This is a genomic window from Pseudobutyrivibrio sp. YE44 (assembly GCF_900104335.1).
Taxonomy (GTDB): domain Bacteria; phylum Bacillota; class Clostridia; order Lachnospirales; family Lachnospiraceae; genus Pseudobutyrivibrio.
Genome location: NZ_FMXT01000004.1, coordinates 56,914 through 71,516, shown reverse-complemented (window position 1 = coordinate 71,516; position 14,603 = coordinate 56,914). Strand labels below are relative to the sequence as shown.

Sequence of the window (14,603 nt, the reverse complement as noted above, 5' to 3'; positions counted from 1 at the left end):
CGAAATTTTTAGAGGCAAATTATATTTCAGTAAAATGCACTATGTAGAGCTTATTATGGAGAAAAAAATGGGGAAGTATAATGAAACTTTTAATTCATGATTATAACAATGAAGAATGGAGTAAAGTAGCAACTAATTATGAGGGATGGAAAATCATTTCAGATGATGGGAATATAAGGCCTTGCATTGGATGTTTTGGATGCTGGCTCAAAACTCCTGGTCAGTGTGTTATCAAGGATGGCTATGACCAGATGGGTAAACTCATCCATGAGGCTGATGAAGTTCTTATTATCAGTAAATATACCTATGGTGGATTTAGCGGATTTATAAAGAATGTTATGGATAGAAGTATCGGCTATTTGCTACCTTTTTTCCGCATTTATAAAGGTGAAATGCATCACAAACCCAGATATAAAGAGCATAAGAAAATCCGATTTGTGTTCAGAGGGGCAGATCTTACCGTGGAAGATAAGGCGAAGGCCTGCAAGTACGTGGAGGCCGTAGCAAAAAACCTTAATACAAAGCCTGAAGATGTCAGCTTCGAGGAATGTCAGGCGGAGAAAGTTGTTGGGCAAGAAAAAGAGTCAGTGGTTGTGGGAAAGACAATTCTCATAAACTGCAGTCTTCGCGGTGAGAATGCTAATTCTAAAAAGTTCTTGGATGTGATCGCGGGACAACTGGTGGATGATGCGACCATTATTAATTTGACCTCGTACGAAAATAAGCTAGACGAGCTTGTTGATATTCTGATGACAGGAGAGAAGCTTGTTTTCGGAATGCCCTTATATGTCGACGGTCTTCCATCTCAGGTGGTCAGACTTATGGAGCTTTTTGAAAAGCATTGCGTTTATGACAAGAAAGTCTATGTTGTTTCAAATATGGGCTTTTATGAAAGCAGGCAGCTTGCAAATCTTATGAGCATGGTTAAGGACTGGTGCAAAGCATGTGGTATAGAATATTGTGGTGGTGTTGCCATTGGTGGTGGCGGAATGATGGGTTCTGTGATCAAGTATGGTAGCAATGGCCCGGGAAAGAATGTATATGACAGCCTTGTAACACTCGGAGAAAGGATAAACAAATCTGATAATTCTTCAGATATTTACACCAGTGCATATAAATTTCCGCGTTTCATGTATTTCTTTGCAGCTAATTCCGGAATGAAGCGAGGAATGGAGACTAAATGAAGCATGAAAACCATATTATTCAGATTGCGGCTGCAAACATGAACGATGCCTTAGTTGTGGGAACCGGAGATTTATCGGAGCTGGTCCTTGGATAGTGTACATATACCTGTAACATCTGCGGAGATTAATATACTGAGGAAATTGAGGCATCTGCCATGAGTACGATAAAAGATAATAGGGAAAATATATTACAGTAAAACGCTCCATCTGCCAGGGAGTTGGTGCATAATATCGGAAGTTAATCGCGCAAATTCAAGGTTGCAGAGGGGATTGATATGGCATCAAGCAAAGAATACTTAGATTTTATTTTAGAACAACTTTCAGATTTGGATGATATATCATATAAAGCAATGATGGGGGAGTATATCATTTATTATAAGGGGAAGATTGTTGGCGGCATTTATGATGATCGCTTCCTTGTGAAGAATGCCAAAGCGGCAAAAGAAATGATGCCAGATGGTTCGTTGGAACTCCCTTATGAAGGGGCAAAAGAAATGCTTTTGGTGGATGAAGTTGATAATAGAGAATTTTTAAAAGAACTTTTGGATGCTATGTATGATGAGCTTCCAGAACCAAAGAAAAAGAAATAGACAACTTCAAATTTGTAGGGAGGATATGATGAATATTGGAGCTTATATGTGTGGAGTATTGGTTATACCATTTGCAATAGTAGGATTGTTGTTTGGAATATTCAAAGAAAAAGCAACAAAATTTGTTGCCGGATTTAATTCTTTTCCTGATGAAGAACAGGCCATTTATGATAAAGCAGCTATTTCTCGCGATATAAGAAATCAATGTTTTATATGGTCAGCTATAATGTTAGGCGGGACGATTCTTTCATATGTTTTATCACCTTACATGGCTATTCCGACCTTTTTCATTTGGTGCTTTCTGTTTTTTAAAGATACACACCTAGATGCACATAAAGCATTTGAAAAGTATTTGCTGAAATGATTAATTAGAGCAAATTCAGATTGATTGAGGGGGTCCCTTTAGGGGTCCCTTTCGGGAGACGGTGTCAGAACCTCCTTTCTTAGCGGGTTTCTGGACTGACAGAACTGTTCAAGTCCCGCCATCCGCTCTATAAATCTTCGATTGCACAATTACCACATTTGATATATTGTAGAATAATGAAAAATACTTGGGGGATTAGAAAATGAATAATGTATATGAAGAATGTCCAATTCTTGAAAATGATAAGTTTTTACTGAGGTTTGTAACTAAAGAAGATTTTGCTGACTTATTGAAATTATATAGTGATAAAAACGCCTTGCCATTTTTCAATAGTGATAATTGCCATGGTGACAATTTCTATTATCCTACCAAAGAAAGAATGGATAATGCCATAGATTTTTGGCTCTATTCCTACAATCAGAAATTCTTTGTTCGTTGGGCAATAATAGATAAGAAGACAGAAGAAGTTATTGGGACAATAGAGCTATTCCATAGAATTGCTGAAGATGACTTTAATCATGCTGGAGTTCTTAGGTTGGATGTTAGAAGTGATTATGAAAAATCTGAAATAATAAATGAATTGCTTTCAATCATTATTCCACCGGCATATGACTTGTTTGATTGCACTGAAATAATCTCAAAGGTTCCAGTTTATGCCATAGAGCGTATGGATGCTTTCACAAGTTATGGATTTGAAAAGAGCGAGTCTTTGCTTGAAGGCACAATGGACCACTACTTGTATAACAATTATTGGATAATATCAAAGCAATAATACATGGGAATGTTTCATCTCTACGATGCATATAGTTTGGTTTTACAAAAACATACCTAATTCTTGCATTCATAGGTTACAATATTTTCATAGGCATTATAACGTATAAATGTAACAGGAAAACTGTGGAGGGTGTAAAGTATGCTTGATCAGAAGAAAATTGGTGAATTTGTTTCAAGTATCAGAAAAGAAAAAGGATATACCCAGAAACAACTTGCTGATTCCATTGGTGTAAGTGATAAAGCTATTTCTCGATGGGAAACAGGAAGAGGCCTACCAGATACATCTATAATGCCAGAACTTTGTAGAATACTTGAAATAAATATAAATGAGCTTCTATCAGGCGAACACTTATCCGCAGAAGATTACGATGGAAAGGCGGAAAAGAATATGGTAGAGCTTATGAAGAATAATGAAAATTATCGAAAGAACGAGAAACTGTCTTCAATCGGAATGATTATTGGGATTATTATTCTAATTACATTTGTGATGGCCATTATTCTATTTGGTAGAGGGCAGATTGGATGGTTTCTTGATATCCCTTCTTTACTTGCAGTTATAGGAATCAAATACATTATTCTTGGGATTTCTAAGCAGTTTGGATATTATTTAAATGGTATTAAATTGGCTTTTGGGAAACAACTACAAGCTGACTCAGAGGAATTAGAAAAATCTGAATATGCCATTACATATGGTATAAAAGCCACCCTATATAGTGGCGCTCTTTCAAGCATTATAGGAATCGTGTTGTCTATTGGTACAATTGGAAACCTGGAAAAACTCGGCCCTAAGCTTGCTGTAGCAATTCTGACAGTGTTTTATGCAATTGCTATTTCAATGGTACTGCATATGTTTAAAGGAAGATTGCATCACATTCATAAAGATATTGCATAAATGGTTCCTAAAATGTATGATAAACACAAAGATTACAAAGAAAGAGAGGTGTTCAATTATGATGAATAGAAGAATGAATAAAACATCTGAATATCTGTTGAAGACCTCGGCATACGTTTAATAAGTATTACATTGTACCGTGGTTTATTAAGCCACGGTATTTTTTTGCCAATTCTTCTAAGATATTCATACAAGCCTTTTGTTACTAATTAAGCAATTACATTTTATGGAGGAATCATATGATTAATCTTAGAAAAATTACAGAAGAAAATTTTATTGATGCTTTTAATCTTAAGCTTGGAGAAGGTCAGGATAAATTTGTATCTCATCCAATTCGAAGCTTAGCTCAAGCTTATGTTTACAGAGACCAGTGTCAACCATTTGGAATCTATAATGATGAGGAAATGGTTGGTTCTGTCATACATAGGCACAAAACCTTTCGGGGATTCTAATAGAGTTACCTTGACCTGCAACAAAGATAATATGTCTGCTTTGTCTTTGTACCGTAATCTAGGGTTTCAAGAGACGGGAGAGGTAGATGAGGATGAGATTGAGATTGAGCTATCGATGAACGTTGTCTAAAAAACGAGCCAGCCTTATTGGCTGGCTCTCAATGTCTTAGGCTTGTTCTAATACTTCTACTGCATTTCTTACGCAGTCATCACATTCGCATTTAACGATGCCAGTTTCAATCCCCTTAAGGTCCTTGCAGATTGTAGCACCGCATTTACCTTCAAATGCCTTTGCTATAGCTGCAGCGTCCCTAAGGATAGGTGCACCTTCATATTTCTTCATGCCAAGTACCATCTGAGCTCCGCAAAGGGCACCGCAGGTAGCTTCCATGCACCCCATACCTACACCAAATGCAGCTCCTATTTTCTTCAAATCATCTTCAGAGCAAGAAAGCTCATCCTTGAATGAACAAAGCACAGCCTGACAGCAATTGTAACCATTGTGCTTAAGTTCTACCGCTAATTCTTTTCTTTCCATTTTAGACTCCTATTTATTATTATTTTTTAATTTGCAGATTCCTTGCGTCATTGTCCCCATTGGACAGAATGTACACCAAGTACGTTCTTTATATAATACCATAACAATCAAACCAATTAACGTAGAGGTTAACATCAGACTGTAGAAACCAAATCCAAATTGTGCTACCCAGTCAGGGAAGATACTTCCATTGTAAGCCCACTGCCAAGGTACCTTAAAGGTCCAAAAAAGTTTGATTGCTTTTCTTAGAGTTCCTGTTCCTGAGAATACCAGATATGTTTGGAAAATCATTGTGCCAAACATTGTAAGGAAGAATGCCAAAAAGCCATATCTAAACCATTTTGAAGATAACCATTTTGGCGCGCCTTTACCTCTCGAACATTTCATATTTCTACCTAAATACCCAGAAGAGTTGACCACGGCCACACATGTGATTGCAGAACCATTTATTTCCGCCTACGATTGCAAAAATCAGTGGAAGAATGAAATCAATCATACCAAGCCATGCAAATAGAATATTAAAAAATCCCAAAGCGAAATATATGATTGACCAAATCCAAAGGTACTCATACCAATGATGTTTCACTTTAATCTTAGTCATTTGTTACCTCCTGATTTATTTCATTGATTGTTATTGCATTAGCAGGACATGCTTTGTAACATATTCCACAGCCTACGCATTTTTTCAGCTCCACAACTGCGTAGCAACCCTTATAAATATTGATAGCCTTTCGCGGACACTGTAGTGCGCATACACCGCAGGCTACGCATCTATCCTTTTCTGGACTAGCTTTTTTCTTAACCATACAGACTCCTATACTTGCTTTGTTTTTGAACTACGTTTATTATATGTGGTAAGAAAAATATATCAACTACGCAAAATAAATTAACCTGGTGAGAAAAAACTTACCAGTGCGAGGAAAAGAATATGATTAAAGAAAAGAAGGAACCATTATGTGAAGACATAGCAGGCGAGAGCTGTGGATTAAAGAAGGTCTTAAACATTGTTGGTGGAAAATGGAAGATTATGATTCTATGTGTCATTGATAATAATGAGGTTGTCCGCTATGGTGATTTGAGACGTTCTGTTTTTGGTATCACAAACACTATGTTAGCCCAGTCGCTAAAGGAGCTGGAGGGAGATGGTATGATTTCCCGAGTACAGTATGATGAAATGCCTGTAAGGGTAGAGTATTCTCTTACAGATAAAGCAAAATCATTAATTCCAATTCTCCTCGAATTAAAACGTTGGGGAGAGGAAAATCTATAAGAAATAAAATGGAGAATAATATGAAAAAAGTTATATTTTTAGATGTAGACGGCACTTTAGTAGATTATGAAAATAATCTTCCAGAAAGTGCTATTGTTGCCATAAGAGAAGCTAGAAAAAATGGACACAAGGTATATATATGCACTGGCAGAAGTGAGGCAGAGGTATATCAAAATATCTGGGATATTGGACTAGATGGAATGATTGGCGGAAATGGTTCTTATGTAAAAGATGGAAATACAGTTGTTATGCATCAGTTGATAACAGCGGAACAGTGTAAGCATATTGTTGATTGGTGTCATTCTAGAAAACTGGATTTTTATCTTGAAAGTAACAATGGTCTTTTTGGAAGTGAACATTTTGAAGAGAATGCTTTGCAAGCACTTCAGGAGTATTCAACTCGTAAAGGCAGAGACGCTAACATAACAGTTCGCCAGATTTTCCCAGAAATGATTTTTGACGGAGAACTTTATCGCTCAGATGTAAATAAGGTTTCCTTCGTCCTAAATACGTATCAGGATCATTTGGATTCAATTGAAGAATTCCCTGATTTAACAGCTGGTACCTGGGGAGGTGCGGGTGAGAAAGCACTCTTTGGCGATTTAGGAGTCAAAGGAATTTCAAAAAAGCATGCAGTTGATGTTTTGCTAAAGCATCTTGGGGCATCAAAAGAAGATACTATTGCTTTTGGTGATGCTAAGGTGGACATTCCGATGTTCGAGGCATGTGGTTATTCAGTAGCTATGGGTTCTGGCGGCGAGGATTGCAAAGCAGCTGCGGATTATATTACAGATGATGTAGATAAAGATGGATTATACAATGCGTTTAAGTATTTAAAACTGATATAAGAATTTAAGAGTGTAGAATAAAACTTAAAGACGGGGCGTCCTCATTTATGAGGGCGCTCTTTTGTATAAATGAAATCGGTTCACATTATAATTCTTGTTGACAAATCAAAATATATGAGGTAGATTTTATCTGAAAGTTAGGTTTGCCTAACGATAGATAGACCGGTCTAATGCAAGGGGTTATGTTAGTTATGAAGTCATTGAAGTTAAATCCAATAGTTTTAATTCTTATAAATATTATAGCACCATCTATGTATATTTTTATAAATGGAAAATATCTGCAAGCGTTTCTTTTTGTTTTTGCCAGTATGCTTTTGATTTTGATGAAGAGGTTTAAAAGTCTTGTTGCTCTTTTCATTATATATTTCAGTATGATGGGAATATATTACATGACGGTAAATTCAGAGAAGCTTCAGTTTATAGGTCTTTTTCTTATAGTTTTAGTACAATCAGTCCCATGTCTTGCTCTGGCATCTATTTTAGTTCGTAAATATAATTCTGCACAGCTGTTGTCAGCACTAGAAACAATCCATATCCCAAGAGTTCTGGTAATAGCTGTGACAATCACTCTTAAATATATTCCAACATTTAAAAGAGAATTCAGTTACATATTGGAATCAATGAGATTACGTGGAATCAGCTTTTCATTAAAGCATCCAATAAAGAGCTTTCAATACTTTATTGTTCCTCAGCTTTTTAGGTGTGCTGCACTTGCCGAGGAGGTTACAGCGGCAGGCTTTGTGAAGGGGATTGATGTGCCTGTAAAACGAACCTCTTACTACGAGGAGAGAATCAGAGTGTCTGATGCGGCAGTGCTACTGGTATTTGTGACTGGATTGGCTGGAGGATTTTTATGGAAAAGAATGCACTTGTAGCTAATAATCTAACCTTTACTTATGAGGAAAGTTCGGAAGGTATTTCTGATATTAATTTTTCGATAAACGAAGGTGAGGTTGTTCTACTTACAGGAAATAGTGGATGCGGAAAATCAACATTATTAAAGTGTCTGAATGGTCTAATACCAACTGTTACAGAAGGTGATTTATCAGGAGAACTATCAATTACTGGAACCAGTTATTCAGAATTAAGGATGCATCAGATTAACAAAATAATGGGTTCTGTTTTTCAAAATCCAAGATCCCAGTTCTTTACTGAAAACACCACGGCAGAGCTTGTATTTCCAATGGAGAATTACGGATACAAAAAAGTTGATATGCAAAAACGTTTAGATGAGTTAAAGGAAACTTTTGGTATCCATCAGCTTATGAATAGAAATATTTATACTCTTTCAAGTGGTGAACGCCAAATGATAGCCTTAGCTTCAGCAGTTACCATGAATCAAAAGATTCTGCTGTTTGATGAGCCATCGGCAAACCTTGATTATGGTAATGCGATGCTTTTAGGGCAAATCATTAAGGAGATGAAGAATAACGGATATACGATAATCGTGGCAGACCACAGATTTTTCTATCTTAATGGGATGATTGACAGAGTCTTGTTTTTGGATAACGGCAAATTAAAGCAATATGATTCGGAGGACGAGTTTAAAAGCTGTAACTATGATACAAGAAGCTTTGATATTTTCTCACTTGATATACCTTGCAGGAAAATCATTAATCACGAAAAAGTCATTGCCAGTCTGAAGAATGTCAGCTTTAAAGATATTTTGAAAGATATAAATCTTGAATTTCATAAAGGGGAAGTAACTGTTCTTGTGGGATCCAATGGCGCAGGAAAAACAACCCTCGCAAAGCTATTGTGTAAAACATATAAGCCTACACAGGGTGTTGTTGATACGAATGAATTACCATTTTTTATAATGCAAGATCCCGACTATCAGCTTTTTGGAACCTCTGTAATTAATGAATTAACACTTGTGAAAAATGATTTGGACAGCATAAAAAGTTGTCTTAGAAATTTGGGCTTGCTTCCATATCGACATAAACATCCATTTGATTTAAGTGGTGGACAGAAGCAAAGATTGCAGATAGCTATGGCTACACTTTGTGAAAAGCCGTTAATAATATTTGACGAACCAACCAGTGGGCTTGATGTTTATTCAATGCATAGCGTTGTGGGTGAAATCTTAAAGCTGAAGGAAAAATCAGGAGTACTTGTAATATCTCATGATTATGAATTCATAAGACATGTTGCGGACAGGGTAGTATTTTTGGATGAAGGAACCATCAAGGAGGATTTTATTCTAACAAAGGATTCTGTATCCAATTTAAATAAAATTTTTATGCATATGCAGGAGGAAAGATGTAATGAAAAAGTTGAAGATTAAAGACGTAATAATGATAGCTTTGCTATCTGCACTGTACATGGTTTTTTATATGTTATCGATGGTTATCATAGCGCCACTTGGTCCATTCGGACACTCCATTAGCTGTGGAATATGTGCACTTTTGACAGGTTCAATTTTCTTCTTCATTAGTAGAAAGATTGGAAAGTTTGGTCAATTCATGCTGATGCAGGCAATATGTATGGTGCTGTTCTCAATCATGGGTGCAGGTTATCTTCCTTGGTTAGTGACATCTATGGTAGGTGCATTGATAGCGGACTTTATTGCATCAAAAGATAACAATCAGCATGTATTCAAGGTTGCTTTGGCATCAGGAATATTTCATGTGGGCCAGGCATGGGGAGCTATCATTCCATCTTGGTTCTTCCTTGATAGTTACAGAGAAGAATGGATTTCAAGAGGTCAAACACCAGAAGCTATGGATGAAATGATTAAATACACTTCTGGAGCAATGGGAGTGGTATCGACAGTTATCGTATTTGCGTTATCTGTAGCTGGTGTATATCTGGGATATGCGATTTTAAGAAAGCATTTAGAGAAAAAAGATATAGCCATGGCTTAACCGAAAGGAGAAAGGATTATGTTTAAGAAAGTAGCGCCATATATTGGTGAGTACAAGAAATACACCATTATAGCTGCGGTTTTGGCAGGCTTTGGTGTATTGGCAAGTGTGGTACCTTATTTTATCTTGTATCAATTGTTAGGGCCACTCAGTAGACATGAAGTACTTACAGCTGACTATATTATTCCAAGGGTTTTAGGCATTTTAGTATGTGAAATTTTATATGCCTATCTTTATAACAAAGGACTATGCTTTTCACATTACAGTGCGTACCACGTATTGAAAAATATTAGGGTTGCTCTTCAGGGAAAACTTGAAAATCAGCCACTTGGAAATATAGAGGATATTGGAACAGGCCGTATAAAAAAGGTTTTCAACGATGATATCGAACTAATCGAAATCCTATTGGCCCACGCAATACCAGAAGGCATCGCTAATATTTTCATTCCAATGGTAATACTTGTTTTGATGTTTGTTTTTGACTGGCGACTTGCTTTGCTCACTTTTGTACCTATCGTCTTGGGAATTCTTTCCATGGGAATGATGATGAAACGAGGCATGGCAAAAATGGATTTGTATTATAAAGCCGCAGCCGACATGAATAACAATATCATCGAGTATGTAAATGGTATGGAGGTCATCAAAGTGTTTAACAGAGATGGCGAATCATACATGAACTTCAAAGATAAAGTTATTTCCTACAGAGATTTTACACTTGATTGGTATAAAGAATGCTGGCCATGGATGGCTCTTTACATGAGTATTTTCCCATGTATTTTCATGTTTATCATGCCAGTAGGTTCTTTGATGATTCTTCATGGAACACTTACTCTTGATAAATTTATTTTGGTTTTATGTATGTCATTTGCAGTTGGTCCATCAATTATAAAAGCAATGACACTTGGAGGAAAATTCCCAGAGTTAAATTACAAGATAGATGAGCTTGAAAAACTTCTTAGCCACGAACCGTTAAAGAGTAAAAATGGAAAATTCAAGGGAAAGAATCTTGACGTGGAATACAAAGATGTTCGTTTTGGCTACAGTGAGGATGAAGTAATTCACGGAGTTAATCTTTCCTTTAAGCAGGGTACAACAACAGCCCTTGTAGGAGAGTCGGGAAGTGGAAAAACAACTCTTGCAAAGCTTTTAGTTCACTACTATGACCTTGATGGTGGTTCAATAAAAATTGGAGATCAGGATATTACAGATATATCGCTTGAAGAACTTAACAATCAGGTTGCATATGTGGCTCAGGAACAGTTCTTATTTAACACAAGTCTTTATGAAAACATTCTTATTGGAAATCCTAAAGCTACAAGAGCTCAGGTTGAAGATGCAGCTCGTAGGGCGCAGTGCATGGATTTCATTGATAAGCTTCCAAAGGGACTTGATTCACAGGCTGGTGATTCCGGAAAAATGCTTTCAGGTGGTGAGCGTCAGCGTATAGCACTTGCCAGGGCAATTTTAAAGGACGCACCAATTATTGTTTTAGACGAGGCAACAGCGTTTATGGATCCAGAAAATGAGGAGAAAATGAATGCTGCTATCGCCGAAATAATTAAGGATAAGACAGTTTTAGTAATCGCTCATAGATTATCTACCATCAAAAACGCAGATAAGATTTGCGTTATGAAAGAAGGCAGATGTATTGCAGCAGACAAGCACGAGAAATTGCTGGAAAGCTGTCCAGAGTACACAAAGCTTTGGGAGGCATCAGTATCTGCAAGTTCATGGAAGATTGGAGGTATCGCATGATAGAAATAATGCATAGACTCATTGAATCAACCGGAAAATATAAAACACGAATTCGATGGTCATATTTAACATCATTAATAAAAGGCATACTTATGCGATTGCCTATGTTTATTTGTTTCGTAACCATTGATTTCTTTATGGAAGGAAAAATGGATGAAAGAAAGTGCTATATGCTTGGTGGAGCGATATTAGCTTGTGTTTTACTTCAGGCATTATTTGAGCACATTACAAATGTCCTGCAATCAGCAGCAGGTTATAAGGTATTTGCGGATAAACGTTTGGAACTGGGCGAGCATTTAAGAAAGCTTCCAATGGGATATTTTACGGAAGGTAATATTGGAAAGATTAGTTCTGTTCTAGCTACTGATATGTGTTTCATCGAAGAAAACTGCATGACTGTAATGGGAGAACTTGTGGCATTTCTTGTTTCCCAGGCAGTTATGACAGCTATGATGTTTTACATAGATTACAGGATTGGAATACTAACAGTAATCTTTGTTGCAATTCAGATTTTTATCGGCAGAAGGATGCTAAAAAATACTCTAGATCATTCGGTAGTAAGACAGGAATGTGTAGAGGCTCAGACTAAAGCAGTAATAGATTTTGCTGAAGGAATTGGAATCATCAAGTCATATAACATGCTCGGGGAAAAATCTAAAGACCTTTCCTTAAGCTTTGATAAGAGTTGCGAAGAGAACATAAAGTTTGAATATGATTATGCTCCATGGGATTTATCATGCGCGTTGGCTTATGGAATTGGAACTACGGCCATACTTGGTTTGGCAAGTTATTTGTATCTTCAGGGAAGTCTTACAGGAGTATATCTTCTCGGCGTCATCATGTTTATGTTTGACGTACTTGTTGCCATGAAATCTTTCTATGCACAGATTGCCAGAATAACAATAACAAGTGCAGCGTTAGACAGAATGGATGCTATTTTTGACGAGCTGGAAATGGCTGATGATGGTACAAAAACAATTCCTGAAAACTATGATGGTAACGAGATTGAATACGATAATGTTACTTTTGCTTATGACGAAAAAGATGTAATTGAGAATATTTCGTTCTCTGTTAAGAAGGATGAAATGATAGCTTTAGTTGGTCCATCAGGTGGAGGAAAATCTACAATTGCCAGCCTTCTTGCAAGACTATGGGACGTAAAATCAGGCAGCATCAAAATCAGAGGGGTGGATATCAGAGATGTGCCTATATCGGATTTAATGAAACATATTAGCGTAGTTTTCCAAAGAGTATATCTGTTCCAGGATACTGTTTATAACAACATAGCACTTGGGCGCCCTACAGCAACAAAGGAAGAGGTATATGAGGCTGCAAGAAAGGCAAGATGTTTGGAGTTTATCGAAAAGCTTCCAAACGGATTCGACACTGTTTTAGGAGAAGGAGGTGCATCACTTTCAGGGGGAGAAAGACAGCGTATATCTATCGCCAGATGTCTTTTAAAGGATTCGCCAATTGTTATTTTGGACGAGGCTACTGCTTCAGTTGATGCTGATAACGAAAAGGCTATTCAGGAAGCAATCAATGAGCTGGTTGAAGGAAAGACGCTGATTGTTATTGCACATAGATTAAAAACTGTAAGAAATGCAAATCAGATATTCCTTATTGATAACAAGGGTATTTCTGAATTTGGAACTCACGAAAAGCTTATCGAAAAGGCTGGAAAATATTCAAAAATGTGGGAGATGAGCGGCATCTCTTAATATGATATGGGAAATATCTACATGGGAGGACTTGAAATGAAAGCAGATTACAAAAATTGGATGCCAAAGGGAATGATACAGGGAGACGCATGCAAGCTTGATTTTGCTAATGAGACATTTGACGCAGTTACAAGTAATTATGTTTATCACAACATTCCAAGTAAGGACAGACAGGCTATTCTTTTAGAAACTCTTAGAACTCTGAAAAAAGGTGGCACATTTGCAATTCATGACATCATGTCTAAGGGAAAATATGGAGATATGCAGGCTTTTGAAAAGAAGCTTAAAGATATGGGCTATGAGGATGTTCAGCTGATAGACACAACAGATGGAATATTCATGAGTAAGTGGGAGTCTACTTGGATGGGACTTTCAGGCTCGACTTTATTGGTGGGCACGAAATAAGGGGTTGATGTTATGAGCGCAAAATATGAAATACTTAAGTTTTTGGTTAAGGCTGTAAATGTGAAAAAACTGTATTTTGGCGGAAGCACAGAGGATTTTATTGAGAGTAAAAGAAAATATAATGCTAAAATTACTGTTCCTGATTTACAGGATGATGACTTTAACATAAGTCAAATTCAGGTTATGGGATGTACAGTTTTAAAATTGATTCACAAGAAAAAAGTAAATAGAGCCAATATGTTTATCATAGGTGGTGGCATGGTTATAGCGCCTAGAGCTGGTTCGGTAAAAAAGGCACTTAAATTTGCAAAGGAAACAGGTTTAGACGTATACATACCTTATTATCCTTTATGTTTAGATTATCCAATTTCAAAAGCCTATGAAATGATACATGAAACATATAAGGTAATGCTTAAGGATTATGATGAAAATAATATAAGTATACTTGGCTCTTCTTCGGGAGGAAACCTAGCTCTGGGTTTGGTGGCATATATTAATGATGGACATAATGATGTTCCAATGCCAGCACATATCATTGCTCTTTCGCCAGGAACTTGTGTAAATTCAGAAGAAGAATGGAATCGGATGGTAGAACTTGATAAAAAGGATATCATGGTTCCAGCGGATTATATGAAACGAGCTATAGATATTATGAAGCATGGTGATAATTCAGTTCCGGAATATATGATTTGGCTACAGAAAGGTGATTTTACAAATTGCCCACCGGTAACTTTTATATATGGTTCTGATGAAACTTTATATGCCTGTGCCCCATCATTTGAGAGGGTAATGAAACGATATGGTGTTAGCTACAATATGATTGTAGGAAAAGGAATGTTCCATTGTTACCCAGTTTTTCCGATAGTAAAAGAGGCTAAAGAGGGCTGGAATCAGATGGTTCAATTGGCAAGAGAGGCATAGAGATTATGCAGTTTGAGGGAGA

17 protein-coding genes and 1 pseudogene are annotated in these 14,603 nt (G+C 36.8%); 15 read left to right on the top strand and 3 right to left on the bottom strand.

The window, feature by feature from the left end; genetic code table 11:
* Positions 1–80 precede the first annotated feature (80 nt).
* The 6 genes from BLR54_RS14945 (at position 81) to BLR54_RS15095 (ending at position 4,256) form a co-directional block, all read left to right on the top strand.
* Positions 81–1,184, top strand: a complete 1,104-nt coding sequence (locus BLR54_RS14945) for a flavodoxin family protein (protein WP_176761895.1) — start codon at positions 81–83, stop codon at positions 1,182–1,184.
* A gap of 275 nt (positions 1,185–1,459) precedes the next feature.
* Positions 1,460–1,774: a TfoX/Sxy family protein gene (locus BLR54_RS08100; protein ID WP_090419341.1), complete on the top strand. Its 315-nt coding sequence runs from the start codon at positions 1,460–1,462 to the stop codon at positions 1,772–1,774.
* Between the two features lie 25 nt (positions 1,775–1,799).
* Positions 1,800–2,138 carry a DUF3784 domain-containing protein gene (locus tag BLR54_RS08095; protein WP_242871220.1) on the top strand — a complete coding sequence of 113 codons (339 nt, stop codon included), beginning with the start codon at positions 1,800–1,802 and terminating at the stop codon, positions 2,136–2,138.
* A gap of 202 nt (positions 2,139–2,340) precedes the next feature.
* Positions 2,341–2,910 (top strand): GNAT family N-acetyltransferase, encoded by a 570-nt coding sequence (locus BLR54_RS08090; protein WP_090419333.1) that lies wholly within the window; start codon positions 2,341–2,343, stop codon positions 2,908–2,910.
* Between the two features lie 141 nt (positions 2,911–3,051).
* Positions 3,052–3,804 (top strand): helix-turn-helix domain-containing protein, encoded by a 753-nt coding sequence (locus BLR54_RS08085; protein WP_090419330.1) that lies wholly within the window; start codon positions 3,052–3,054, stop codon positions 3,802–3,804.
* A gap of 239 nt (positions 3,805–4,043) precedes the next feature.
* Complete coding sequence (locus tag BLR54_RS15095; protein WP_242871219.1) at positions 4,044–4,256, top strand: hypothetical protein; 213 nt, start codon at positions 4,044–4,046, stop codon at positions 4,254–4,256.
* A 166-nt stretch (positions 4,257–4,422) separates the two neighbouring features.
* On the opposite strand, the gene BLR54_RS08075 is transcribed toward BLR54_RS15095, so the two are convergent.
* From BLR54_RS08075 to BLR54_RS08065, 3 genes and pseudogenes are all read right to left on the bottom strand, one after another.
* A complete protein-coding gene (locus BLR54_RS08075) occupies positions 4,423–4,794 on the bottom strand; it encodes a C-GCAxxG-C-C family protein (protein ID WP_090419327.1) in 372 nt (123 codons plus the stop codon).
* A 9-nt stretch (positions 4,795–4,803) separates the two neighbouring features.
* Positions 4,804–5,395 (bottom strand): annotated as a pseudogene (locus BLR54_RS15255) (4Fe-4S binding protein).
* Positions 5,388–5,600 (bottom strand): 4Fe-4S binding protein, encoded by a 213-nt coding sequence (locus BLR54_RS08065; RefSeq protein ID WP_090419325.1) that lies wholly within the window; start codon positions 5,598–5,600, stop codon positions 5,388–5,390. The pseudogene BLR54_RS15255 and the gene BLR54_RS08065 overlap by 8 nt, the downstream one beginning before the upstream one ends.
* Positions 5,601–5,722: 122 nt before the next feature.
* Here BLR54_RS08065 and BLR54_RS08060 point away from each other — a divergent pair, with 122 nt between their 5' ends.
* From BLR54_RS08060 to BLR54_RS08020, 9 genes are all read left to right on the top strand, one after another.
* Positions 5,723–6,064 (top strand): winged helix-turn-helix transcriptional regulator, encoded by a 342-nt coding sequence (locus BLR54_RS08060; RefSeq protein WP_090419322.1) that lies wholly within the window; start codon positions 5,723–5,725, stop codon positions 6,062–6,064.
* Positions 6,065–6,084: 20 nt separating this feature from the next.
* Positions 6,085–6,912 (top strand): Cof-type HAD-IIB family hydrolase, encoded by an 828-nt coding sequence (locus BLR54_RS08055; protein ID WP_207645279.1) that lies wholly within the window; start codon positions 6,085–6,087, stop codon positions 6,910–6,912.
* A 191-nt stretch (positions 6,913–7,103) separates the two neighbouring features.
* Entirely contained in the window at positions 7,104–7,787 is a 684-nt protein-coding gene (locus tag BLR54_RS08050; protein WP_176761894.1) for an energy-coupling factor transporter transmembrane component T family protein, read from the top strand.
* Positions 7,766–9,199 carry an ABC transporter ATP-binding protein gene (locus tag BLR54_RS08045; RefSeq protein ID WP_090419311.1) on the top strand — a complete coding sequence of 478 codons (1,434 nt, stop codon included), beginning with the start codon at positions 7,766–7,768 and terminating at the stop codon, positions 9,197–9,199. The genes BLR54_RS08050 and BLR54_RS08045 overlap by 22 nt, the downstream gene beginning before the upstream one ends.
* Positions 9,180–9,779 (top strand): MptD family putative ECF transporter S component, encoded by a 600-nt coding sequence (locus BLR54_RS08040; protein ID WP_090419308.1) that lies wholly within the window; start codon positions 9,180–9,182, stop codon positions 9,777–9,779. Before BLR54_RS08045 ends, BLR54_RS08040 begins: the two co-directional genes overlap by 20 nt.
* Positions 9,780–9,797: 18 nt before the next feature.
* On the top strand, positions 9,798–11,534 hold the full coding sequence (locus BLR54_RS08035) for an ABC transporter ATP-binding protein (RefSeq protein ID WP_090419305.1): 1,737 nt from the start codon (positions 9,798–9,800) through the stop codon (positions 11,532–11,534).
* Entirely contained in the window at positions 11,531–13,255 is a 1,725-nt protein-coding gene (locus BLR54_RS08030; RefSeq protein WP_090419302.1) for an ABC transporter ATP-binding protein, read from the top strand. Before BLR54_RS08035 ends, BLR54_RS08030 begins: the two co-directional genes overlap by 4 nt.
* Before the next feature lie 36 nt (positions 13,256–13,291).
* Positions 13,292–13,660 (top strand): class I SAM-dependent methyltransferase, encoded by a 369-nt coding sequence (locus BLR54_RS08025; RefSeq protein WP_330388163.1) that lies wholly within the window; start codon positions 13,292–13,294, stop codon positions 13,658–13,660.
* 12 nt (positions 13,661–13,672) lie between these two features.
* Complete coding sequence (locus BLR54_RS08020) at positions 13,673–14,581, top strand: alpha/beta hydrolase (RefSeq protein ID WP_090419299.1); 909 nt, start codon at positions 13,673–13,675, stop codon at positions 14,579–14,581.
* Positions 14,582–14,603: the final 22 nt, after the last annotated feature.